The sequence below is a fragment of the Methylosinus sp. C49 genome (genome assembly GCF_009936375.1).
GTDB lineage: Bacteria > Pseudomonadota > Alphaproteobacteria > Rhizobiales > Beijerinckiaceae > Methylosinus.
Genome location: NZ_AP022332.1, coordinates 832,946 through 857,038, shown reverse-complemented (window position 1 = coordinate 857,038; position 24,093 = coordinate 832,946). Strand labels below are relative to the sequence as shown.

Below are 24,093 nucleotides of genomic sequence, written 5' to 3'. Positions count from 1 at the left end.
AACTCCTTTGTCGCGCTGCGATCGATCGCTAGATAGCTTTTATGCAAAGAGAATATCCGCTTCGCAGGGGTGAGGTCGAACCATTTCTTCCGCGAGCGCGTCATGCGCCCGCCGATTGCGGCGCCAGCAGCCGCTCATAGGCGTCCAGCGTCGCGGCGCACATGCGCTCCACGGAAAAATGCGTCTGCGCATGGAGCCGCGCGCGCGCCGTCAGCGCCTCGCGGGCCGAGGGGCGCAGCTCCAGCGCCTCGCGAATCGCACGCGCCAGCGCGGGGGCGTCGCCCGGAGGCGCGCGCCAGCCGGTGGAATCGGCCGCGTCCACCTGCGGCGGGGCGAGCACGGTTTCGACCGCCGCGCCTATATCCGAGACGACGATCGGCGCGCCCATCGCTTGCGCCTCCACGGCGACGCGGCCGAAGGCCTCCGGCGTCGTCGAGGGCGCGACGGCGACCGCGGCGGCGAGATAGGCGGCCGGCATATCGGCGCAATAGCCGGTCGCGCGCATGATTCCGACGAGACCGGCGCGCGCGATATGCGCCTCCAGCTCGGCGCGGAAAGCGGCGCTCGGCGCGTCTCCCGCCAGAATGAAACGCACATCCGAAAAACCCTCGGCGACGAGCAGCTTCGCCGCCTCGATCAGCGTCCCATGGCCCTTGCGCGCCGAGAGCCGCGCCGGCAGCAGCACGACGCGCTCGTGACGCGCCACGCCCCAGGAGGAGCGCACGCGCTCGACGCGCGCGGGCTCGACGGCGAAAGGCGAGAAGGCGCGCAGATCGAGACCGCGCGCGATGACGACGATGCGCTGCGTCGCCTGCGGATAGAGCTCGGCGATATGACAGGCGGTGAAGCGCGAGTTGGCGATGACGAGATCGCCCGCCGCCATGATGGAATTATAGCGCTGCTTGATGGCGGAGGCGCCGCCATAGATGCTGTGATAGGTGGTGACGAAGCGCGCGCCCGCCCGCCGCGCGGCGTGATGCGCGACCCAGGCGCAGGCCCGCGAGCGCGCATGCACGATATCGACGTTCTCCTCGCGCAGAATGCGGGCGAGGCGGTAGGCGTTCAGCGCCATGGCGAGCGGATTTTTCGTCGCGGCGGGAAAGGGCAGCCATACGCCGCCCTTGGCCTGCAGCTCGCTGACCATGCGGCCGCCCTCCGAGGCGACGAGCGATCGCGCGCCGGCCATATGCAGCGCCTCGGCGATGTCGATCGTCGTGCGTTCGGCGCCGCCCGATTGGAGAGCGGGCACGATCTGCAAAATGGCGCGACCGGCGAGGGGTCGGCTGGTCGAGGGGAAGGCGTGGAAATTCTCTAGCATGGAGCCTAGCTGCCCAGTAAACGAGATCGTCGTCTTGGTCGAGAGGCGGGGGCTCTCTTCGCCCTAGAAATGGGCCGGCAATATGGCCCCTTTGGTCCCAGGATCGGACCATGTTACTGAGCAAGCGATGAAATTCCTTTAATTTGCGGGCCGGCGCGCCCGCGCGGCGGGGAGACGGTGGCTGTGGACGGCGTCGAGGAGGGGCTGAGCTTCGTCGATCTTTCCCTCGCGGGGCGGGAGCCCTGGCGCATCGCCCGGCGCTTTCGCGCCGCGCGTGGGGCGGGGGCGGAGCGTCCCGGCGTGATGCTGCTGGGCGGCTTCAAATCCGACATGCAGGGCTCCAAGGCGACGCATCTCGACGCCTGGGCGGAGCGCGAGGGACGCGCCTTTCTGCGCTTCGATTATTCCGGTCATGGCGAATCGAGCGGCCGCTTCGAGGATGGAACGATCGGCGATTGGCTGGCGCAGAGCCTCGCCGTTTTCGAGGCTTCGGCGCGCGGCCCGCAAATTCTCGTCGGCAGCTCGATGGGCGGCTGGCTCGCTCTGCTGATGGCGCGTCGTCTCGCCGAGCAAGGCCGTCGTCCGCACGCTCTCGTGCTGATCGCGCCCGCCGCCGATTTCACCGAGGAGCTCATCTGGAAGAACGCCGACGACACTATTCGCCGCGCGATTATGGAAGACGGCGCATGGATGCGTCCCTCGCCCTATTCGCCGGAGCCGACGCCGATCACGCGCCGGCTCATCGAGGAAGGTCGCGCGCATCTCATGCTCGAGGACGTCATTCGCGTGAATGCGCCCGTGCACATAATGCAGGGAATGCGCGACGAGGATGTGCCCTATCGTCATGCGTTGCGGCTGATGGAATGTCTCGCCTTTGATCCTGTCGTGCTGACCCTGGTGATGGAAGGCGATCATCGTCTCTCGCGCAGCGAGGATCTCGCGCATCTCACAGCCACGATAGAGGCGCTCTGACAAAGGCGCGTGAGCTGAGCAGTACCGCGCATTAGGCATAACGGCTTCTTTGCGAAGCGCGAAAGCATTCAATAAACATTGTCCCATTAACCTCCATTCTTAAGGAAGGCGCCATGTCAGGCGCTCTTGATCGAGAGACGCGAATGTTCGCGGACATTCCCGCGCGCGTCGCCCGATCGGGCCTGGGAATGAAGAGTCATGATGCTCTCGAGAACAGCTTTGCCGCTGGTGTTCTTCGCGGCGATTTGGTCGACGGCGCGCGCCGCCGATTGGTATACGGGCGCCCCCACGCCGGAGGCGTCGGCGCCGCCGCCTCCCGCAACGCCTCAGCCGACGGTCTCCATCGATCTTTCTGTCGACGGCACGTCGCGCAGCTCCATCGCCGGCGCCGCGATCGGCAAGATCGCGCCCTTCGGCTCGCTGGCGGAGAGCGGACCGCGCATTCGCGTTTCCACCGTCATCGGCAAATACGCTTATGACGCCAGCGATCTTCCCGTCTACGTCCCTGTCGGCGCCGCTTTCATTCCGAGCAATACCGGCTATGGCCGCGTGCATGGAACGCTGGAGGACGGCTCCTTCATGGTCGGCTATGAGGTCGTCACCAATCAAGGCGGCGTCGCTCTTTATGTCGGCCCGGATGTGATGAATCACAGCCTGTCGCCCTTCGATCCGGGCAATCAGGTGCGCGGCGTCTCCGCCGGCGCCAAGGTCGGCGTCGAGGCTTTCGCGCGGCCGACCGACTCCACCATGATCGCGCTCATCGCCTATTATTCCACCGTGCATAATTCCTATTACACGCGGCTGAAGTTCGGCGTGGAGCTCGCCGATTATGTCTATGTCGGCCCGGAGGCGCTGGCGCTCGGCGATGATTATTTCTCGCAATGGCGCGCCGGCGCGCATCTCACCGGGCTGAAATTCGGCGCGCTGCAGATCGGCCTCTCCAGCGGCTATTTGCGCGATCGCGTGCGCGGCAGCGGCGCCTATGGAATTCTCGACACGCATATCGCTTTCTAAATCTACCGCCGCAGACTTTTCTCTCCGCCTCCGTTTCATTGTTCGTCTTTGCTCATGGGCGTCGCCATGTCTCTCTTGCGTTTTCTCTCCTTTCTCCTTCTCGGCGGCGTCGCCGTCGCGCTCGCCACACAGCCGGTGAGCGTGCAGGCGCAGCTGGCGACCAGCGTTTCGGTCATCTTCCTCCTCGCCCTTTTGTGGAAGTTCTCGCGCGGCGCGGAAGCGCGCCAGCTGTTCATCGCGCTCGCGCTCTTCGTGGTGCTGCGCTATGTCTATTGGCGCATCACCTCCACTCTGCCGCCGCTGTCCGATCCGGTCGGACTCACCTGCGGCTCCATATTGCTCGCCGCCGAGCTCTATTGCGTGGCGATGCTGCTTCTCACACTCGTCGTCAACGCCGAGCCGCTGAAGCGCGAGCCGGCGCCGCAGATAGAGGACGAGGCTCTGCCGACCATCGATGTGCTGGCGCCGAGCTATGACGAGGACGCCTCGATACTCGCGACGACTCTCGCCGCGGCGAAATCCATGGATTATCCCGCGGATCGGCTGAATGTGTATCTGCTCGACGACGGCGGCACGGATCAAAAATGCGCGCATCCCGATCCTGCGATCGCGGAGCGCGCCCGCGCCCGCCGCGCCGCTCTGCAGGAGCTCTGCGCTGCGCTCGGCTGCTATTATCTGACGCGCGAGCGCAATGAGCACGCCAAGGCCGGCAATCTCAATGCGGCGCTGGAGCATGTCGATGGCGACATCGTCGTCGTGCTCGACGCCGATCATGCGCCGTTCCGCTCCTTTCTGCGCGAGACGATCGGCTATTTCTTCGAGGATGATCGGCTCTTCCTGGTGCAGACGCCGCATGTTTTCCTCAATCCCGATCCGATCGAGCAGAATCTGCGCACCTTCCGCCGCATGCCGTCCGAGAACGAGATGTTCTATGGCGTCACGCAGCGCGGATTGGACAAATGGAATGCGGCCTTCTTCTGCGGCTCTGCGGCGCTGCTGCGGCGCGCCGCGCTGGACGAGGCCGGCGGCTTCTCCGGCGTCTCCGTCACGGAAGATTGCGAGACCGCGCTGGAGCTGCATGCGCAAGGCTGGACCAGCGTCTATGTCGACAAGCCGCTCGTCGCCGGATTGCAGCCCGACACTTTCGCCTCCTTCATCGGCCAGCGCGTGCGCTGGTGCCAGGGCATGCTGCAAATCTTCCTGCTGCGCAATCCGCTGCTGAAGCGCGGCCTCGAGCCGCTGCAGCGGCTCGGCTATCTGTCGAGCATGAGCTTCTGGTTCTTTCCCTTCCCGCGCCTCGTCTTCATGCTGGCGCCGCTCGCCTTCATTCTCTTCGATGTGAAGATTTTCGTCTCCAACATAGAAGAGGCGATCGCCTATACCGCGACCTATGTCGTGGTGAACGCGATGCTGCAGAATTATCTCTTCGGCAAGGTGCGCTGGCCCTGGGTGTCGGAGCTGTATGAATATTGCCAGGGCGTGTTCTTGTCCAAGGCGATCGTCTCGGTCTTTCTGCGGCCGCGCAGCCCTTCTTTCAACGTGACCGCCAAAGGCGCCGCGCCGACGCAGGATCGTCTCAGCGAGCTCGCCTGGCCCTTCTTCGCCATCTATGGATTGCTCGCGCTCGGCGCCGGCGTCGCCGTCTATCGCTGCGTGGCCGAGCCCGGCGTGCGTCAGCTGATGTTCTTCGTCGGCCTGTGGAACATGTTCAATCTCGTCACCGCCGGCGTCGCGCTCGGCGCGGTGGCGGAACGTCGTCGCCGTGAGACGCATCCACGTCTTCCGGTGGAGCGGCGTGGCGCGCTCGTGCTCGGCGAGGAGCATGTCCGCGTCGCCATAGAGGAGGTCTCCGCCGGCGGCTGCCGCCTGCGCGCGGCAACCGAGTCCGACGCCAAGGCGCTCGCCGCGGCGAAGGAGACGGATGGGCGTCTCTATATCGACTCCATCGCCGACGCCGCGCGTCGTCCGAGCCTTGCCGCGCGCATCGTCGGCGTCGCGCCAGACGGACGCCGCCACATCGCCTTCGCGCTGTCGCAGCCGCAGGATCATCTCGCGCTCGCCGATCTGATGTATGGCGACGCGACAGCGCTCGAGCGCTTCCAGGCCGCGCGTCGCAAGCATAAGGGCATTATCGCCGGCACGGTGCAGTTTCTCTGGTGGGGCGTTATCGAGCCGCTGCGCGCCTTCGCCTATCTGCGCCCCCGCGCCAGCGAGGCCGCGCTGCGCGAGCCGCCGCCCTTCGCCGATCTCTCCAATCTCCTCGGCCGGCGCCAGCCGCGCCTGCGTCCGCCGGCGGAAGCCAAAGCGCCGCGAGCCGCGGAGCGCGCGCCGTCTTCGAAGAATGAAAACGCCTGATCCATTCCATCAAAAACATTCTCGCAAAAATGAGTGCCAAGATGCAGTTCCGAGTCCTCGCCCTTCTGCTCGCGACCACGACGGCGCTGACGCCGATCGCGGTGGGCGCCCAGGCGATCTTCACGACAGCGCCGCAAGAGCAGCTGTTTCATCTGAAAGTCGACAGGCCGAGGCCGGCGATTTCCGGCCTCCAGCCGATCATGCCCGCGCGCTTCGCCGCGCGCGAGACTTCCCGCATCGCCGCGGTGGAGCCGCCCGTCGCATCGACGCGTGCCTCGACGCAGACGGCGCCGGCGCCGGCGCCGCAGCCTGCGGCCGTCGCGCCCGTCGCATCGCGGCCCGCCGTCGCCGGCGCCATGCTGCGGCATCTCACCAATAATATTCAGGGCTATCGCCTCGCCGGCGAGATCGGCTCCTCGGAATGGCCGATCTATGTCACCGAGGCGCAGGCGTCGCGCCGGCTGCAATTTCGCATCGGCTATCTCGCAGCCGTTTCGGTGATGCCGGAGGCCTCCGCGCTCACTCTGACCATCAATGATCAGACGATCGGCGACACGCAGATTCGCGCGGTGCAGGAGGTGGAGACCATCGTCTTCGACATTCCGCCGGGCGTGATGCGGCCGGGCTTCAACTCTGTTCGCATCGCGACGAGCCAGCGTCATCGCGTCGATTGCTCGCTCGAGGCCACATACGAATTGTGGACGCAGATCGATCCGACAGAGACCGGCCTGGTGCTGCCGGAGGACGACGCCGGCGTCACCAGCATTTCCGATCTCGGCGCGCTGCCGCCGGACGAGCAGGGCGCGCTGCCGATCCGCGCCGTGCTCGGCGTCAACGCCAAATCTTTCGAGATCGAGCGCATGCTGCGCGCGGCGCAAGCGATCTCGCTCGCCGGGCGTTTCGAGCAGCCGGTCGTCGACGCCGGCCCTGCGGCGAGCGGACGTTACGGCGTCAATCTCTTCGTCGGCCCCGCGTCGGAGCTGGTCGGCCGCGTCGATCTCTCGCGCGTCGGCCCCATAGACGAGCCGCGCGCTTTCGTGCTGCCGGCCGCGCCCGGCCGCCGCGTCAGCATCGTCGTGACCGGCGCGACATCGGCGCAAGTGGATGAGGCGATTCGCCGTCTCTCTGTCTCGCCCGCGCCCAAGGGTTCGCCGCAAGGCTTGCGCGCCTCGGCCGCCTTCCCGGGCTATCGGCTCGACGGCGGGCGCAAGGTGAAGCTGCGCGATCTCGGCGTCGCCAGCGAGGAGTTCACCGGCCATCTCTATCGCGCCGCATTCAACATCGTCATGCCGCCGGATTTCTATGCGGCCGATTACGGCAATGCGCTGCTGCGTCTGGCCGGCGGCTATGCGGCGGGGCTCGACTCCAATGCGCAGATCGTCGTCAAGGTGGACGAGCGCACGGCGGTGAGCCTCAATCTTTTGAAGGCCGCGGGCGATGTCTTCCGCGACAATCCGCTGCCGCTGCCGCTCGGCTTTCTCAAGCCCGGCCTCAATCGCATCGAGATAGAGGCGCATGTGCCGACGCGCCAGGACGCCGATTGCGATCCGCTGGCGTCGATGCGCGCGGCCAAGCGCTTTCTTTTCCTCGACGAGACGGAGATCGAGCTGCCGCCGATCGCGCGCATCGCGCGAATGCCCGATCTCGCGGTGACGGCGACCGGCGGCTTTCCCTATGCCGGCGCCAAGGGGCGGCCCAAGCTCTACATGCCATCGCTCGACACGGATGCGGTGGGCGCGGCGGCGACGATTGTCGCGCATTTCGCCGTCGCCGCTGGTCGGCCGATCGATTTCGAGATCGTCGATGCGCCGCCCGGCGAAGGGCAGGGGCCGACGCTCGCCGTGGCGCCGCTCGACTCCTTCGACGCTGCTTTGCTGCAACGTCTCGACATGCCGGCCGACACTCTGCGCGAGGCCTGGGGGCCGCATCTGACCGCCGATCATCGCAAGGCGTCGGAGAAGCGGCTCTCGCCGCTCGAGATCGCCGCGCGCAATCGTTTTGTCCTGCAGCGCAATTTTCCCATGGCCTGCTATGCGCCGCGCAACATGCTCGACAAGACCATCACAGCGCAAGCGGGCGGCGCGACCGTGGCGCCGGCGCCGGGCGGCGAGCCGGAGCGCGTCGATTTCGCGCCCGTCGGCTCTGTGCGCAGAGGCATGGAGCGCGGCGAGGGCGAGCAGGATCTGCTCGAGGCCTGGCGCGATGATCTGCGCCGCGAGGGCCGCTGGGGCTATGGCGTCGTGGAGCGTCTGCGCGTCGCCGGCGTGTGGAGCGCGGCGCGCGTCGCCGACGCGGCGCAATGGCTGCGCGCGGGCTTCGAGGCGGAGGCGGCCGATCATGTCGCCACGCAGCAGGCCTCGCTGGCGATGAGCCAATCCATCCTCGGCGACACGGCCAAGGATGTCTGGACAATCGTCACCGCGCCCAATGCGGCGACTCTGGCGGAGGCCTCCGCCTGTCTCGTCGATCCGCGCGTGTCGCGCCGCGTGCAGGGCCAGCTCGCCATGCTGGACATGAAGGACGCGAAAATGGTGGCGACTCCGGCCGACAGCGCGCGCTTCATCGTCACGCGGCCGCTCTCCTTCGGCAATCTGAGGCTCATCGCCGCCGGCTGGATGTCGCTGCATCCCGGCGTCTATGTCGGCCTCTCCATTCTCATCGCCGCGCTCTTCGCCGCTTCCACTCTGTGGCTGACGCGCAATATCGGAAGGAGCTCGAGATGAGAATTGCGTCTCTCGCCGCGCCCGTTCTCGCCGCCCTCGGCCTCGCCGTCGCGCTCGCGCCGGCCGCGCCGCGCGCCGAGCCCATAGCGGAAATCGCCGCGATTGTCGGCGTTCCGCTGTCGCTCGACGCGCATAAGATCAAGCTCGGCGGCGCGCTACGCGCGCCGGAGGCGTGGAGCGCTTACAAGAAGCGCTTCATCGCCGAGCAGGGCCGCGTCATCGACACGGCCAACGACCAGGTGAGCCATAGCGAGGGGCAGGGCTACGCCATGCTGCTCGCGGTGGCCGCCAATGACCGCGCCACATTCGATCGCCTATGGGGCTGGACGCGCGCCAATCTCATGGTGCGCAATGACGAGCTCGTCGCCTGGCGCTTCGATCCGCAGCGTCGTCCCGCCGTCGGCGACATGAACAACGCCTCGGACGGCGATCTCCTCATCGCCTGGGCGCTGGCCGAGGCGGCGGAATATTGGGACGATCTACCGTTTCGCATGGCGTCGCGACGCATCGCCGTCGAGTTGTCGCGCAAGGTGGTGCTGTTCAAGACCAAAATGGGCGCGCTGCTGCTGCCGGCGGTCGCGGGCTTCAACGCCTCGGATCGTTCCGACGGGCCGGTGGTCAATCTCTCCTATTACGTCTTCCCGGCCCTGGCGCGGCTCGACAGCGTCGCGCCGGAAGTCGATTGGGCCGGGCTCACCCAGACGGGTCTCGATTTGCTGGAAGCGTCGCGGCCGACGCCGCAGACTCTGCCCGCCGATTGGATCGCGCTCGAGGGCTGGCGCGCGCGGCCGGCCGAAGGCTTCGCGCCGGAGTTCGCCTATAACGCCGTGCGCATTCCGCTCTATCTCGCCTGGGCCGGCGTCGGCGAGCGCGCGCATTACGCGCCCTTCCTCGCCTGGGCGCAGCGCGCCAAGGCGGCGCCGCCGATCGTCGACGTCGCGTCCGGCAAGGAGGTCGGCCAGTTCGGCGGCAGCGGCATAGCGTCGATCGCCGCGCTCGTCGCCTGCGTCGTGGACGGCGCCAAGCTGCCCGCCGATTTCGCCGCGCCCAAAGCCGACGAAGATTATTACCCCGCCACTCTGCATCTGCTGGCGCTGCTCGCCGCGCAAATGAGGTATTCGTCGTGTCTCGCCAATTGAGAGCCCTTCTCCTCGCGGCCTGCGCCGTTTCCTTTGCGGCGGCTCCGCGCGCGCACGCCCAAGGCGCCGCGCCCCAATCCATTCTCGTCGCGCCGGCGCCCGCCGCCGCGGCGTCAGAGAAGCCGGACGATCTCGCGTTGCGCTATTACGCCTCGCTGGATCAGCGCGCGCGCGTGCGCGCCGAATTCTCGCGGCTGCGGCGGCTCTATCCCAATTTCGAGCCGCCGGCCGATCTCTACGGACCGCGTCGCGGCGATGTCGACGAGGCGGGATTGTGGGAGCTGTTCTCTAGCGACAAGCTCGACGAATTGCGCGAGAACATAGCCGCGCGCCGCAAGGACATGCCCGGCTGGCGGCCTTCCGACGATCTCCTTCAAAAGCTCAAGCAGAAGGAGCAGCGCAATCAGATCTTCGCCTTCTGGCGCGAGGGACGCTGGCTCGACATCGCCTCCTTCGCGCGCGACAGCCGCTTCTTCATCGCCAACGCCGATGTGGAGGCGCAATGGACGATCGCGGAAGCTTTCGCGCGCACCGGTCAGATCAATGAGGCGGTCGAGGTCTATAAGGCGATCTTCGTCTCCAATGAGGACAAGCATATTCGTCTCGCCACCATGCAGAAGGCGATGGCCACGCTGCGCATGGGCGATGTCGAGACGCTGCTGATCGAGGCGCGCAAGAGCTCGAAAGGGGCGGAGGACGAATTCGCCGAAGTGGCGATCGACATCACCCGCGCGCGCATCGTCGCCGTGCTGCGCGACGAGCGCAAGGACGATATCTCCGCCGACGAGCTGCAGCGCTTCGAGAATTTCGCCAAATTCACGCGCGAGCCGCAGCAGCTCGGCCTCGTCGCCTGGCTGCGATACAAGCGCCGCGATTTTCGCACCGCGCTCGAATCCTTCAAGGCGGCGATCGAGAATGGCGGCGACGCGATGATCGCGCATGGGCTCGCCCATACGCTGCGCGCGCTCGATCTGCGCCGCGAGGCGGAGGAGGTCTCCTACGCCTGGCGCGCGCCGCTGGTGAACAATGGAATTCTGTTTCTCGATCTGTTGGAGCGCGATCTCACCCAGGAGACGCCGCCCTATCTCGAGCCGGCGCGCCTCGCCCGCTATGCGGCGGTGACGATCGAATCGGCCTCCGGCGAAGGCGCGCAGGGCCTCGGCTGGTACGCCTATAATTCGTGCCAGTTCGATGTGGCGCGTTTCTGGTTCGAGCGCGCGGTCGCCTGGTTCCCGAAGGAGGCGACGCTCTACGGCTATGTGCTGACGCTGAAGCGCCTGCGCAAGGAAAAGGAGGCGCTGGAGCTCATCAACCGCTATGACGGTCTGTTCCCCAAGCTCGTCGAGCTGCTGTTCCCGGATGATTATTATCATCCGCCCTTCCCCTGCGACTCGCGCATCGCCGCCAAGGCGCATGGGCCGGCGGTGAAGATGGCCGGCTATGTGGTGCCGGGGCCGGCCGGGCCGGCGCTCGCCGCCGAGCGCGACCGCCTGCGCGTCGAGGCCGAGAAGAAGGAGGCGACGACGCCGGACGCCGCTAAGGTGGCGGCGCAGGAGCAGCAGCGCGAGCGCGTGCTGAAAGCCGTGCGCGGCAAATTCCCGCTCGCGGTGACGGCGGAGAATCCGCTGCGCTTCGCGCCGCTGCCGCTGGTCGCCGCGCGCTCGGCCTCCGCCCAGCCGGCGCCGGTCGCAGCCGCCGCCGTTCCGGTCGGGCTGCGGACGGAGCCGCTGGCCGGCAAGGCGCCGCTGGTGGCGCGGCGCGTGCCCGGCGTCGGACCAATGCCCTCGGAGCGCTACGGCTTCATCCTCTCGCCCGGCTGGAACGCCGTCGATCTGGCGAGCTGGCCGCCGGCCTCCGAGCAGGTCGCGCCCGCCGGCACGCAATGGGCCAATCAGGAGGCCGATCCGGCCTGGATCGGCCAGCAGAAGGCCGACGCCGCCACCCAGCTCACGGCCAGCGCCGCCGAGCATGTCGCCACCGCCATGGCGCCGCGCAATCGCTATGGCGCCGCGCCGCCGCCGCCCGATCTCGCCGCGGTGCTTTCATTGCCCTCGTCCAAGCAGAGCCAGACCCGCTGAATTCGTTTTTCGGAGATTTCGTCATGAGCCATTTCTCGAGACATTCGCCACCGTTGCTGCTCCTCGCGCTCGGCCTTTCCGCCTGCTCCCCGACGCGCGGCATTCTCGCCGTCGATCCGACGCCGACCGGCGCCACCGCCGCGCCGCCGCCGGCGCAAGGCGTCGAGGCGCGCAGCGGCGCGGCCTCCATTCTGGCGCTGCCGGCCGAGGCGCGCGTGCGCGGCGGCCTCGAGGAGCGCCGCTACGCCAATGGCTGGCGGCAGAGCGTCGCGCTCGACCGCGCCATAACGGGCAAGGGCTGGAACGAGCTGACCATCGACATTCGCGCGGCGGCGGCCGGGGGCGGCCATGAGGGCGAGATCCCCATGGGCAAGCCCACCGAGGTCGGCGTGCGCCAGGAGCTGTCGCTGCGCTTTCCGACGACGCGCATGCGCATAATCGCCAAGCCGCTGCATAATGAGCTCGGACCCTTCGGCCTCGCCGTGGGGCCGGGGCCGGAAGGGACGCGCTGCGCCTTCGCCTGGCAATGGGTCGATGATCTGCGCGCCGTCGCCCGCCCGGACGCCGCCGCCACGACCATCGTTCGCGGCGACGAGATTCCCGCCTCGATCCGCATGCGCCTCTGCCGCAAGGGCGTCACCGAGCAGCAATTCGCCGACTGGTTCTCGCGGCTGCGCGCCACCGAGGCCGCCAATGTGGAGCGCGTCGTCGACGCCGCCCGCAGCGGCGTCGATACGCCTGCGCCTCCGCCCGCCGCCAACGAGCGGCCCGCGGCGCCGGCGACGGTGGCGAGCATCGCCGCCCCGGCCAAGCGGCCGCTGGTCCATAAGGCGAAGGTCAGGCCTGTTCATCGGCATGAGGAGACGACGACCGAGGTTCGCCGCAGCGCGCCGGCCAAGCCGATAGAGAAGCCGGCGGAGACGCGGGCCGCCGCTGTCCATTTCGATCCCGGCCTGCCGCCCCAGGCCTTCGCCGGCCCGCCCAAGCCCTCGGCGCGGTGAGAGGCCGCAGGGCGCAGGCCGGAGACGCCCAAGGCCTTGACACTCTCCTCTCGGCCGCCGATGTTGCCGAACAAATTGTTCGGCATATCGAACAGGAGAGAAGAATTTGGCCAATGCGCTTCCTGCCATAGAGACGTTGTCCTCTTCGGACCCGCTCAATGGGCGCATCGTCGAGTTCCCGCTGGACCGGCCGCTCCTCACCGATGGGGGCGGCTGCGTCGCGCCTTTGACGATCGCCTATCAGACCTATGGCGAGCTGAACGCCCAGCGTTCCAACGCCATTCTGCTGTGCCATGCGCTGACCGGCGACCAGCACGCCGCCAATGTGCATCCGCTGACCGGCAAGCCCGGCTGGTGGGATGTGATGGTCGGCCCCGGCAAGCCCTTCGACACGGAGCGTTATTTCATCGTCAGCTCCAATGTCGTCGGCGGCTGCCTCGGCACATCGGGTCCGTCCTCGATCAATCCCACGACGGGCCACGCCTATGGCCTCGATTTTCCGGTCGTCACCATTCGCGACATGGTGCGCGCGCAGGCGATGCTGATCGATCATCTCGGGATAGACCAGCTCTTCTGCGTCGCCGGCGGCTCCATGGGCGGCATGCAGGTTCTGCAATGGGCGGCGAGCTATCCCGAGCGCGTCTTCTCCGCCATGCCGATCGCCACCGCGCCCAAGCACTCGTCGCAGAATATCGCGTTTCACGAGGTCGGCCGGCAGGCGGTGATGGCCGATCCCGATTGGCGCGGCGGGCGCTATCTGGAGCAGGGCGTGCGGCCGGAGAAGGGCCTCGCCGTCGCGCGCATGGCCGCGCATATCACCTATCTCTCGGAGCCGGCTCTGCAACGCAAGTTCGGCCGCAAGCTGCAGGATCGCGCGGCGCCGACCTTCTCCTTCGACGCGGATTTTCAGATCGAGAATTATCTGCGTCACCAGGGCATGGCCTTCGTCGATCGCTTCGACGCCAATTCCTATCTCTATGTCACGCGCGCCTGCGATTATTTCGATCTCGCGGCCGATTACGGCGGCTCGCTGGCGCAGGCGTTCAAGGGCACGAAGACGCGCTTTTGCGTCGTCTCCTTCAACACCGATTGGCTCTATCCGACCTCCGCCTCGCGCGCCATCGTGCATGCGCTCAACGCCGGCGGCGCCTCGGTCTCCTTCGTCGAGATCGACAGCGACAAGGGCCATGACGCATTTCTCGTCTATGAGCCGGATTTCATTGCGACGACGCGCGGATTTCTGGAGGCGGCCGCTGCGGCGCGCGGCCTGCCGCGGGCCGAGGAGGCTTAGCCGATGAACGCTCCCATCTTTCCGCAGAGCGCGCAGCAGCGCCCGGTTCGTCTCGATCTCGCCGCCGTCGCGGCGATGGTCGCGCCGGGCAGCCGCGTGCTCGATGTCGGCTGCGGCGACGGCGCGCTGCTGCAATTGCTTGCCGACACCAAGCGGGTGGATGGACGCGGCGTGGAATTGTCGCAGCGCGGCGTCAATGATTGCGTCGCCAAAGGCTTGTCGGTGATTCAAGGCGACGCCGACACTGATCTGCGCGACTATCCGACCGACGGATTCGATTATGTGATTCTCTCGCAGACGCTGCAGGCGACGCATCATCCGCGTCAGGTGCTGGTCGACATGCTGCGAATCGGCCGGCGCGCGATCGTGTCCTTCCCCAATTTCGGACATTGGAAAGTGCGGCTGTCGCTGCTGGCCAAAGGCCGCATGCCGCAGACCACGACCCTGGCGCACGCCTGGTACGACACGCCCAACATACATCTCTGCACCATCAGGGATTTCGTCGATCTCGTCGAAGCGCTGGGCGCGCATATAGAGCGCGGCGTGGCGCTGGATCACGCCGGCGCGCCCATCCGCGTGAATGCGCCCTGGTGGGTGTGGAACCTCTTCGGCGCGCAGGCGATCTTCCTGCTCGAGCGCGATGCGCCGAAAAAAATATCGCCCGTCGCTGCAAAAAATACTTAGGCGATTGAATCTCGCGGGGCTCGGCGTCTGCGCGATATCGCCGAGACTCCGCGCTCTCTCTTTTTCATGCATCGCCGCGCAAATCACCAAAAGTCCAGAAATCAAAGGCAGATCGCGGCTTTTTACGAGCGCTCGCGGAGATGGAGCGCGCGCTTCGTGCGACCTCCTGTCCAAGAGTGAGCGCTTTCCCAGGGGGAAGCTTCGCGATAGATTGCCAGTAATGACCGACGAACGCGCCGATTTGCGCGGAAAAGTCGGCGACCGCGGGAGCGCGCTGATGCCGGAGCCGCCGTCTCTTAGAGGCGTGCCGATGTTTGCGACTGTCGATGCGCAGTCGATGCAGCGGCTCACCCGCGATGCGAAATTAGAACAGTTCGAAGACGGGCAGACGATTTTTCGTCAAGGCGATCGCGCGCTTCATGTGGCGATCGTGATCGACGGATTCGTGAAGCTGACGCGCACCGCCTCCTGCGGCGACGAGACTCTCATCAATATCTGCAATATCGGCGAGACTCTCTATGAGGCGCTGAGCCCGGACGGCGAGAACTATCGCGTCGGCGCGGAAGCAATTGGACCGGCGCAGCTCATGAAGCTCTCCGCGCCGCGATTTCGTTTCATGCTGCGCGAATCCCCTTCTCTCGCATCGGCAGTGATCGAGGAGACCGCGCGCAAGCTGAGCGGGCTGATCGGCGAGATCGAATCGCTCAAAGGCCAAACCGCCGAGCAGCGGCTCGCGCGCTTTCTGCTGACGCTGTGTCCGCCGAATGCGGAAAGCTGCAGCCTGCGCCTGCCTTACGACAAGCGGCTCATCGCCGCGCGGCTCGGCGTCAAGCAGGAGACATTGTCGCGCGCTTTCGCCAAGCTGCGCGAGATCGGCGTGCGCACCGAGACGCGCGACGTCACCATCGAGAATGTCGCGCGCCTGTCGAGCGAATGTTGCGGCGGCGAGCGCGAGCCCACTCTGCCTTCCGAGCGACGCGATCTGATCGAGAGCCGCGGCGCGCTCGCCTGAGCTTCGCCGCCTTCGCGCCATTATTTCGGCCCCGCATGCCGCAATTCTCCGCCCCTCGCGCGCAAGGCGCGAAGCTCGGAAGGAATTGCGCATGAAACGGATTTTCGCGACCGCTCTTTTCATTCTCGCGGCCGATGGCGCCGCTTTCGCCGCCTCGACGACGGACGGCGCCGGAGCCTTGTCGCTCGCCGCTCTCGTCGGCAAGCATTCGCCGGCGGTGAAGCCGGCCGAGAAGGCGGCGCTCGCCAAGCTCGCCGACGGACATGCGAAGGTCGCTTTTCCCAAGGGCAAGACGATAGAAGTGGCTGTCGATTCGATCAGCTGCCGCGCGAGCAATGTGGACATCACACAGCATGCATGCGAGCTGACGTTCGGCCAGAAGAAGGTCCAGCTCTCCGGCCGTCTCGCGCATGAGATATTCGCGACGCTGCTGGAAGTGGGCGTGCCGACCGACGGCGCAGCCGGAACGATTTATGCTGCGGCGTCCGCTCTCGACTGCGCGGTCGAGCCGGATGAAGCAGCGCAAAAGGCCGGCGGCGGGGCGCAGTGCAAATATGAGCCGCCGAAGTGAGCGGCGAAGGAGGTCAGGTGAGCGAGCCGGAAACGACAGTCCCGGAAACGACAGTCTATGTGTGCACCGTCTGCCGCGCGAAGGACGATCCAGAGGTCCGCCCGGGCAATGCGCTGCTCGAGGCCTTCAGCGCGCGCCTGACGGCGGAGGATCGCGCGATCGTCGCGGCGGAGCCGGTGGAGTGTCTCGGCGTGTGCTCGCGCCCCTGCACCGTGGCCATGGCCGCGCGCGGCAAATGGACCTATGTGCTGGGCGATTTCGACAAGGTCGCCGATGTGGATGATCTCATCGAGTCGGCGCGCCGCTACACGGCGTCGGAAACCGGCCTGGTGCCGAAGAAGGATCGGCCGGACGCCATGCGCAAGGGGATAATCTCGCGCACGCCGCCGGCGCCGAAGGGGTGAGCAAATAGCGAAATAGCGAGTAGCGAATAGTTTTCGCCGCTCGCTATTCGCTTTTCTACTCGGCCTTTTTCGCCCGCTCGATCGATTCATTGATGATCTTGTGCGCCGCCGCGGCGTCGCCCCAGCCGGCCGCCTCGACCCATTTGCCGGGCTCGAGGTCCTTGTAATGGGCGAAGAAATGCTCGATCTGCCGCGTCGTGATCTCCGGCAGGTCGGTGTAGTTCTGCACCTTGTCGTAGCGCTTGGTGAGCTTGGGCGCGGGCACGGCGATGATCTTCTCGTCGCCGCCGGCCTCGTCGCGCATGTAGAGCACGCCGATCGGGCGCACGGCGATCAGCGCGCCGGGCGCGATCGGCCGCGTATTGGCGACCAGCACGTCGCAGGGGTCGCCGTCTTCCGACAGAGTGTGCGGGATGAAGCCGTAATTGCCGGGATAGCGCATCGACGTATAGAGGAAACGGTCGACGACGAGCGTTCCCGAAGCTTTGTCGAGCTCATATTTGATCGGCTCGCCGCCGAGCGGCACTTCGATCACGACATTGACTTCGAATGGAGGATTCGCGCCGATTTCAATGGCGTCGAGACGCATCTAGTAGCTCCTGACAGTGGGAAAAGTCAGCGGACGGGCGCGGAGACGAATCCGAAGGCGACGCGCGCCAGCATGTCGTCGCCGAAGCGCTCTTCCGCGCGGCGGACGGTGAGGCCGCCGAGCCGCCGATAAAAGGCGAGAGCCTTGTCGTTATCGGCCAAGGCCCAGACTATGGTGGAGAGGTAGCCATGCGCGGCGAGCTCCTGCCGCGCGGCGTTGAACAGGCGTCGGCCGAAGCCGAGGCCCTGATATTCGGGCAGCAGATAAATCTCGAAGATCTCGCCCGAGTAAGGCATGGAGGGCACGCGATTGCGCCCATAGGTGACATAGCCGACGACGTCCTGGTCGAATTCCAGCACCAGAATGCCGCTGCCCCGCACGATCGCCCGCGCCCACCATTGCGGCCCGCGGCGGGCGATCATGCGCTCGAGCTCTCCCCCCGGGATGACGCCGCGATAGGCGTCTCGCCAGGAGGCGTCGTGCACATGCGTGATCGCCTCGGCGTCGCCGGGTCCAGCATGGCGAATGAGGGTGGCGGTCTCGACCATGGCTCCGATGTTAGGTCCCGAGGGCCTGTTTCGGCAAGAGCCGGGCGCCGACAAAGCGAACAAAAATAAAAGATCGCGGCGCCGAATTGGCCGAATCGGCGCCGCCTCCCTTGCGGCTCAAGACAATAGGCCGGTGGCGGCGCCCACGAGCAGGACCACGCCGATAAAAGCCCGGTAGGCGACGAAGGGCCAGGTGGAGAAACGCTCCAGAAAGCGCATCAGCCCCCAGATCGCCGCAAAGGCCGAAATGGAGGCGACGACGAGGCCGACCGCCAGCACCGACCAGCCATGGCCGTCGAGATGGGCCTTGTGCAGCTCATAGAGCTCCTTGAGGCCTGCGAGGGTGATGGCCGGCAGGCCGAGCAGAAAGGAGAATTGCGCCGCCTGCTCACGCTTGAGGTCCAGGAACAGGGCCGCGGTCAAGGTAGAGCCGGAGCGCGAGACGCCCGGCACCAGCGCCCCCACCTGGGCGAAGCCGACGACCAGCGCGTCCTTCAGGCTCACATGGTCCAGAGTGCGGGAGTGGTTGCAATAGAGCTCGGCGATGGCGAGCAGCGCCGCCATGACGATGCAGGAAATGCCGATGACCGTCAGCGAGCGCAGCGGCGAGCCGCAGGCGTTCAGCACGCCGGAGAGCGCGAGGCCGGCGAGGCCGATGGGGATGGTGGCGAGGATGATCCAGATGAGGAAGCGGAAGTTCCAATCGCTGAAATCGCGCCGCAGCGCCGCCTGGACGGAGCCGAAGGCGATCCCGCGGATGTCTTTCCAGAAATAGCTGACGACGGCGGCGAGGGCGGCGAGCTGCATGGCGGCCGAGAAGGCCGAGCCCGGGTCCTTCCAGCCGAGCAGCGCCGGCACGATGCGCATATGCGCCGTGGAGGAAATGGGGAGAAGCTCGGTGACGCCCTGCACGACGCCGAGCGCCGCCACTTTCGCATAGCCGAGCTCGACGAAGCCGGTATCGAGACCTGAAGTGCAAGCCAAGCCCATGAAACGCTCTCCGAAACGAGGGCCAAGGCCGCGCCGAAAGGACGCGAATCGCCCCCGCGCGGCGGTTACGGTCTTGTCTCAGACAGATGGTTAAGGATTGCTCACGGCTCCGGCGTCAGGCGGCGTCATAATAGGCGCGATACCAGTCGACGAAGGCCGAGACGCCCTCCTCCACCGAGGTCTGCGGACGATAGCCGGTCAGCCGCTCGAGCAGCGAGCAATCGGCGAAGGTGCGGGGGGCGTCGCCCTTCTGCATCTCGAGATAGTTGCGGACCGCCGTCTTGCCCAATTTGCGCTCGATCGCCTCGATGAAATCGAGCAGGCCCACCGGTTCGCCGCGCCCGATATTGACGATGCGGAACGGGGCGACCGGCGAGACCGACCCGTCCGCGCCGATCTGCGGCGCGCGGTCCACGAGCCGCGTGATCGCCTCGACGAGATCGCCGACATAGGTGAAATCGCGCTGCATCTCGCCGTGATTGTAGATGTCGATCGGCCGGCCCTTCTCTATGGCGTCGACGAATTTGAACAGCGCCATATCCGGCCGGCCCCAGGGGCCGTAGACGGTGAAGAAGCGGAACATGGTCGTCGGAATGGACCACAGATGCGCATAGGAATGCGCCATGGCCTCATTGGCCTTTTTCGTGGCGGCGTAGAGGGTGAGCGGAAAATCGGCGCGCTCGCTCTCTAAAAAAGGAACGTCCTGATTGCCGCCATAGACGGAGCTGGTGGAGGCCATCAGCAGATGGCGAACGCCGCGCGCCCGCGCCAGCTCGAGAATATTGAAGCCGCCGACGAGATTGGCGTCCACATAGGCGCGCGGATTCTCGAGGCTGTAGCGAACGCCCGCCTGCGCCGCGAGATGGACGATGACATCCGGCTCCGCCGCCGTGACGGCGCGGGTCAGCGCCTCCATATCCTCGAGCATGGCGATATGGGGGCGAAATGCTTCGAAGCCGGCGAGCCGGGCGTGGCGCGCCTCTTTCAGCGTCACATCGTAATAAGGCGTGAGCCCGTCGAAGCCGTCGACCCTGTGGCCGAGCTCGAGCAGGCGCTGCGCGAGATGGAAGCCGATGAATCCGGCCGTGCCGGTCACGAAGACGCGCATGAGCCCGCTCTCGTTGGAGACGGCCAACCTCTGGCGGAAAAGGCCCGCCGCTGTCAACTTCCGGCGCCGTACGGGCCTTCCGCGACCACGCCGGCCCCGACGCAAAAAGCCGGTTTTCACTTCCGCCCAAAAGGCGCTAAACATCGCGCCGAGCATTTTTCTCTAGCGGGACCGATCACCCATGGCGCGGCAGTTCATCTATCATATGCAAGGTCTCACCAAGACCTATCCGGGCGGCAAGAAGGTCCTCGACAATGTCCATTTGTCCTTCTACCCGGACGCGAAGATCGGCGTGCTCGGCGTCAACGGCGCCGGTAAATCCACATTGCTGCGCATCATGGGCGGCATGGACAAGGAGTATACCGGCGAGGGCTTCGTCGCCGAAGGCGCGCGCGTCGGCTATCTGCCGCAGGAGCCGCAGCTCGATCCAGAGCTCGACGTGCGCGGCAATATCATGCTCGGCGTCGCCGACAAAAAGGCCATTCTCGATCGCTACAATGATCTCGCGGTGAATTACTCGGACGAGACCGCCGACGAGATGACCCGCCTGCAGGACGAGATCGAGGCCAAGGGCCTGTGGGATCTCGACAGCCAGGTAGATCAGGCCATGGAGGCGCTCGGCTGCCCCTCCGACGACGCCGACGTCACCAAGCTCTCCGGCGGCGAGCGGCGCCGCGTGGCGCTGTGCCGCCTGCTGCTCGAGCAGCCGGAAATGCTGCTGCTCGACGAGCCGACCAACCATCTCGACGCCGAGACGGTGAATTGGCTCGAGGGCCATTTGCGCAATTATCCGGGCGCGATCCTCATCGTCACCCACGACCGCTACTTCCTCGACAATGTGACGGGGTGGATTCTCGAGCTCGATCGCGGCCGCGGCATCCCCTATGAGGGGAATTACACCAGCTGGCTGAAGCAGAAGCAGAAGCGCCTCGCCCAGGAGAGCAGCGAGGACAAGGCCCGCCAGCGCGCCCTCGAGGCGGAGAGCGAGTGGATCGCCGCCTCGCCCAAAGCGCGCCAGGCCAAATCCAAGGCGCGCATCCAGCGCTATGAGGAATTGGTCGCCAAGCAGAACGAGAAGGCGCCGACGACGGCGCAGATCGTCATTCCGGTGGCCGAGCGTCTCGGCGCCAATGTCATCGATGTCGAGCATGTGTCGAAGGCCTTCGGCGATCGCCTGCTCATCGACGATCTGACCTTCAAGCTGCCGCCCGGCGGCATTGTCGGCGTGATCGGCCCCAACGGCGCCGGCAAGACGACGCTGTTCCGCATGATCACGGGCCAGGAGAAGCCCGACAATGGCTCCGTCACCGTCGGCGAGAGCGTGCAGCTCGGCTATGTGGACCAGTCGCGCGACGCGCTCGACGACAAGAAGACCGTGTGGGAAGAGATTTCCGGCGGCAATGACATCATCTATCTCGGCAAGCGCGAGATCAACTCGCGCGCCTATTGCGGCGCCTTCAACTTCAAGGGAACCGACCAGCAGAAGAAGGTCGGCATGCTCTCGGGCGGCGAGCGCAACCGCGTGCATCTCGCCAAGATTCTGAAGCAGGGCGCCAATGTTCTGCTGCTCGACGAGCCGACCAATGATCTCGACGTCGACACGCTGCGCGCGCTGGAAGAAGCGCTGGTCGATTACGCCGGCTGCGCGGTCATCATCTCGCATGACCGTTTCTTCCTCGATCGCATCGCCACGCATATGCTCGCCTTCGAGGGCGATTCGCATGTGGAATGGTTCGAGGGCAATTTTGCCGATTACGAGGAGGACAAGAAACGTCGCCTCGGCATCGACAGCGTCATCCCGCATCGGCTGAAATATAAGAAATTCTCGCGCTGAGCCCCTGCCCCGACCTTCTCCCGCGAAGCGATCGCGCGCGGGAGAAGGCGGCTCTCGCAAAGCAAAGGTCGGATGAATATCCGCGGGACGTCTCTTTCTAATTTTTCCCGAAAAAATGTCCGAATATTCCCGATAGAAATCGGCAATCCCGAGCTCGACGCGCGCTCATCCGACCCTCGCCGGAGCGAGGACCACATTCTCCCGAGCACGGGAGAATGATCGCGCAACGATTCAGACCAGCTCTTTCGCCAATTTATTCTCGACGGCGATGCGGATGAGATCGGCGCGCGAGCGCGCGGCGAGCTTGCGCTTCAGCAGCGAGCAGCTGTTCGCCACCGTTTTGTAGGACACGCGCATGATATGCGCGATCTCCGCCATTCCCTTGCCTTCCGCGAGCAGGCGCAAAATCTCCAGCTCGCGGCCGCTCAGCCCATCGAGCGGATTGGCGCCGTGCTTCTGATCGAAGAAAGCGAGCTTTTGCGCCACCTGATTGGAGAGATAGCGCTCGCCCGCGGCGACCATGCGCACGGCCTTCACGAATTGCGCCGGATCCTCGCTCTTGGCGAGATAGCCCTTGGCGCCATGCTCGATCGAGCGCGCGGCGAAGACGGGATCGTCATTCATGGTGAAGACGATCGCCTTGGTATCCGGCTTGCGCTTCAGCATGCGCCGCAGCAGCTCGAAGCCCGAGAGCCCTGGAAGATTTATGTCGAGCACGATGACGTCCGGCTGCGCGGAGGCATGCGCCTCGAGCGCGGCGTCGGCGTCGCGCGCCTCCAGCACTTCTATGTCGGATTGCCCGGACAACATGCCGCGGCATCCGGCAATCACCATGGGATGGTCGTCGACGATCAGCACGCGCATCGGGCATAGCCATTGTTCTAGAGAAGATTACTATGCGAATGCAAAATCTTGTTTGTCAATCGGCGGCCTTGCGCCCACCCTCACGGCGCGTCGGCGCGAGGGCGAGATCGGGAGCGTTCCATGTCCTTGAAGGCGAGGCTCGGCTGGCTCATCGCCGTCGTCCTCACGGCGATGCTCGCGGTCAATGTGGCGATCATGATCGGCCACGCCGGACCGCGCGTGCGCGCCGAGGCGGAGAGCATAGAGCATTTGGCGCATGAGCTGGTCGAGACCGCGCTCGCCAGCGTGCAGGAGACCAAGGACCCGATCCCCGCGCTGCGCAGGCTGTTCGAGAATCTACGCAATCTGCGCCACATAGAGATAGAGATATTGCCCAATGACGATATCGCCCCGAGCTTCGACTCGAAATGGCGCAAGGAGATGCAGACGGGCGTGCCGGATTGGTTCGTGAGCCTGTTCGCGCCGACGCCCAAGATCGACATCATTCCCGCGCGCATCGGCGACGTCCAATACGGCAATATCGCCATCATCTTCGATCCGGTGGACGAGCTCGCCGAAATTTGGTCCGACCTCCTATGGCTCGGCGCGATCAGCCTCGCCGTCACATTGCTGATGCTCGCGCTGGTGCTGACGCTGCTGAGCCGCACGCTCTCGCCTTTCGACTCGCTGGGGCGCGGCCTGGCGCGGCTCGAGGCGGGCGAGAAGGATGTGCGTCTCGATCTGCGCGGCGCCTCCGAATTCAGGAATATTTCCCAAAAGCTCAATTCGCTCGCCGCGACGCTCGATCGCGTGACCGAGGAGAATCATTCGCTCATCGATCGGCTGTTCGCCGTGCAGGATTCCGAGCGCCGCGACATTGCCCGCGATCTGCATGACGAAGCCGGCCCATGTCTCTTCTCCATCCGCGCCGGCGCCGCCACGCTCGTCGCCGCGGCCTCGGGAAATTTTCCCGATCCCGAGCTGCTGCGGCGCACCTGCGCGAATATAGACGCCGCCGGACAGGCGCTGCAGACGCTGCTGCGGCGAATGCTCGAGCGGCTGCGCCCGCCGGCGATGAGCGAGCTCGGCCTCGAGGCGGCGTTGCGCGGGCTCTTCGCCTCCTGGACCGGCAGTCGCGCCGATGTGCGGCTGTCGCTGCGCATCGCGCATGATCTCTCCTGCCTCGACGAGAAGATCGCGCTGACCGCCTATCGCGTGGTGCAGGAATCGCTCACCAATATTTTCCGTCACGCATCCGCCGCCAATGCCGAGGCGCAGCTGGAATTCGTCGAGGCGCCGCCGGAGCTCGCGGAGGCGGGCGGCGCCGAGGCGTTGCGCGTTCTGGTCGAGGACGATGGCGTCGGCCTGCCGGACGAGCGCCGATTCGGCCTCGGCCTCATCGGCATGAGCGAGCGCGTCCATGCGCTCGGCGGGCTGATGCGCATGGAGCCGCGGCCGAAAGGCGGCACGCGGATAGAGGTGCTGCTGCCGCTGCCCGAGGTGGAGGAGCCGCCCGAGACGGAAGAGCGCGAGGGCGACGATCTGTAGCGGGGCTGCATCCATACGTACGCTTTGTGCGATCGGCCGGCTCTGACTATATTGGGAGAATCTCGCGATTT

20 protein-coding genes are annotated in these 24,093 nt (G+C 66.0%); 14 read left to right on the top strand and 6 right to left on the bottom strand.

The window, feature by feature from the left end:
* Positions 1-100: 100 nt before the first annotated feature.
* Complete coding sequence (locus tag GYH34_RS03950; RefSeq protein WP_161912456.1) at positions 101-1,318, bottom strand: glycosyltransferase family 4 protein; 1,218 nt, start codon at positions 1,316-1,318, stop codon at positions 101-103.
* A gap of 177 nt (positions 1,319-1,495) precedes the next feature.
* Here GYH34_RS03950 and GYH34_RS03945 point away from each other — a divergent pair, with 177 nt between their 5' ends.
* The 12 genes from GYH34_RS03945 to GYH34_RS03890 all read left to right on the top strand — a co-directional run bounded on the left by GYH34_RS03945 (position 1,496) and on the right by GYH34_RS03890 (position 16,562).
* Positions 1,496-2,290 carry an alpha/beta hydrolase gene (locus GYH34_RS03945; RefSeq protein WP_161912455.1) on the top strand — a complete coding sequence of 265 codons (795 nt, stop codon included), beginning with the start codon at positions 1,496-1,498 and terminating at the stop codon, positions 2,288-2,290.
* A gap of 198 nt (positions 2,291-2,488) precedes the next feature.
* On the top strand, positions 2,489-3,304 hold the full coding sequence (bcsS, locus tag GYH34_RS03940) for a cellulose biosynthesis protein BcsS (RefSeq protein WP_161912454.1): 816 nt from the start codon (positions 2,489-2,491) through the stop codon (positions 3,302-3,304).
* 66 nt (positions 3,305-3,370) lie between these two features.
* Positions 3,371-5,659 carry a UDP-forming cellulose synthase catalytic subunit gene (gene bcsA, locus GYH34_RS03935; RefSeq protein ID WP_244635260.1) on the top strand — a complete coding sequence of 763 codons (2,289 nt, stop codon included), beginning with the start codon at positions 3,371-3,373 and terminating at the stop codon, positions 5,657-5,659.
* Positions 5,660-5,700: 41 nt separating this feature from the next.
* Positions 5,701-8,382 carry a cellulose biosynthesis cyclic di-GMP-binding regulatory protein BcsB gene (locus GYH34_RS03930; protein WP_161912452.1) on the top strand — a complete coding sequence of 894 codons (2,682 nt, stop codon included), beginning with the start codon at positions 5,701-5,703 and terminating at the stop codon, positions 8,380-8,382.
* Positions 8,379-9,521: a glycosyl hydrolase family 8 gene (locus GYH34_RS03925; protein ID WP_244635259.1), complete on the top strand. Its 1,143-nt coding sequence runs from the start codon at positions 8,379-8,381 to the stop codon at positions 9,519-9,521. The genes GYH34_RS03930 and GYH34_RS03925 overlap by 4 nt, the downstream gene beginning before the upstream one ends.
* Complete coding sequence (locus GYH34_RS03920; RefSeq protein ID WP_161912450.1) at positions 9,506-11,599, top strand: hypothetical protein; 2,094 nt, start codon at positions 9,506-9,508, stop codon at positions 11,597-11,599. The genes GYH34_RS03925 and GYH34_RS03920 overlap by 16 nt, the downstream gene beginning before the upstream one ends.
* Before the next feature lie 23 nt (positions 11,600-11,622).
* Positions 11,623-12,600 carry a cellulose biosynthesis protein BcsN gene (gene bcsN, locus GYH34_RS03915; protein ID WP_161912449.1) on the top strand — a complete coding sequence of 326 codons (978 nt, stop codon included), beginning with the start codon at positions 11,623-11,625 and terminating at the stop codon, positions 12,598-12,600.
* Between the two features lie 127 nt (positions 12,601-12,727).
* Positions 12,728-13,891 (top strand): homoserine O-acetyltransferase, encoded by a 1,164-nt coding sequence (locus GYH34_RS03910; protein ID WP_244635344.1) that lies wholly within the window; start codon positions 12,728-12,730, stop codon positions 13,889-13,891.
* 3 nt (positions 13,892-13,894) lie between these two features.
* Positions 13,895-14,575: a methionine biosynthesis protein MetW gene (gene metW / locus GYH34_RS03905; protein ID WP_161912447.1), complete on the top strand. Its 681-nt coding sequence runs from the start codon at positions 13,895-13,897 to the stop codon at positions 14,573-14,575.
* Positions 14,576-14,795: 220 nt separating this feature from the next.
* Positions 14,796-15,587, top strand: coding sequence for a helix-turn-helix domain-containing protein (locus tag GYH34_RS03900; protein WP_244635258.1), 792 nt, complete (start codon positions 14,796-14,798; stop codon positions 15,585-15,587).
* Positions 15,588-15,678: 91 nt separating this feature from the next.
* A complete protein-coding gene (locus tag GYH34_RS03895) occupies positions 15,679-16,158 on the top strand; it encodes a hypothetical protein (RefSeq protein WP_161912446.1) in 480 nt (159 codons plus the stop codon).
* Between the two features lie 17 nt (positions 16,159-16,175).
* Positions 16,176-16,562, top strand: a complete 387-nt coding sequence (locus GYH34_RS03890) for a DUF1636 domain-containing protein (protein ID WP_244635257.1) — start codon at positions 16,176-16,178, stop codon at positions 16,560-16,562.
* A gap of 55 nt (positions 16,563-16,617) precedes the next feature.
* Here the strand turns inward: GYH34_RS03890 and ppa are convergent, their stop codons facing one another.
* The 4 genes from ppa to GYH34_RS03870 form a co-directional block, all read right to left on the bottom strand.
* The gene (gene ppa / locus GYH34_RS03885) at positions 16,618-17,151 is read right to left on the bottom strand and encodes an inorganic diphosphatase (protein ID WP_161912444.1); all 534 of its coding nucleotides are present in this window, start codon (positions 17,149-17,151) and stop codon (positions 16,618-16,620) included.
* A 26-nt stretch (positions 17,152-17,177) separates the two neighbouring features.
* Positions 17,178-17,699: a GNAT family N-acetyltransferase gene (locus GYH34_RS03880; RefSeq protein ID WP_036293876.1), complete on the bottom strand. Its 522-nt coding sequence runs from the start codon at positions 17,697-17,699 to the stop codon at positions 17,178-17,180.
* A gap of 117 nt (positions 17,700-17,816) precedes the next feature.
* The gene (locus GYH34_RS03875; RefSeq protein WP_161912443.1) at positions 17,817-18,689 is read right to left on the bottom strand and encodes an undecaprenyl-diphosphate phosphatase; all 873 of its coding nucleotides are present in this window, start codon (positions 18,687-18,689) and stop codon (positions 17,817-17,819) included.
* Positions 18,690-18,804: 115 nt separating this feature from the next.
* Positions 18,805-19,797, bottom strand: coding sequence for an NAD-dependent epimerase/dehydratase family protein (locus GYH34_RS03870; RefSeq protein ID WP_161912442.1), 993 nt, complete (start codon positions 19,795-19,797; stop codon positions 18,805-18,807).
* A gap of 181 nt (positions 19,798-19,978) precedes the next feature.
* Between GYH34_RS03870 and ettA the strand changes: the two genes are divergently transcribed.
* Entirely contained in the window at positions 19,979-21,631 is a 1,653-nt protein-coding gene (ettA, locus tag GYH34_RS03865; protein ID WP_161912441.1) for an energy-dependent translational throttle protein EttA, read from the top strand.
* A gap of 231 nt (positions 21,632-21,862) precedes the next feature.
* Here the strand turns inward: ettA and GYH34_RS03860 are convergent, their stop codons facing one another.
* The gene (locus GYH34_RS03860; RefSeq protein WP_161912440.1) at positions 21,863-22,495 is read right to left on the bottom strand and encodes a response regulator transcription factor; all 633 of its coding nucleotides are present in this window, start codon (positions 22,493-22,495) and stop codon (positions 21,863-21,865) included.
* A 120-nt stretch (positions 22,496-22,615) separates the two neighbouring features.
* Here GYH34_RS03860 and GYH34_RS03855 point away from each other — a divergent pair, with 120 nt between their 5' ends.
* Positions 22,616-24,022, top strand: coding sequence for a histidine kinase (locus GYH34_RS03855; RefSeq protein ID WP_161912439.1), 1,407 nt, complete (start codon positions 22,616-22,618; stop codon positions 24,020-24,022).
* The last annotated feature ends 71 nt before the right edge of the window (positions 24,023-24,093 follow it).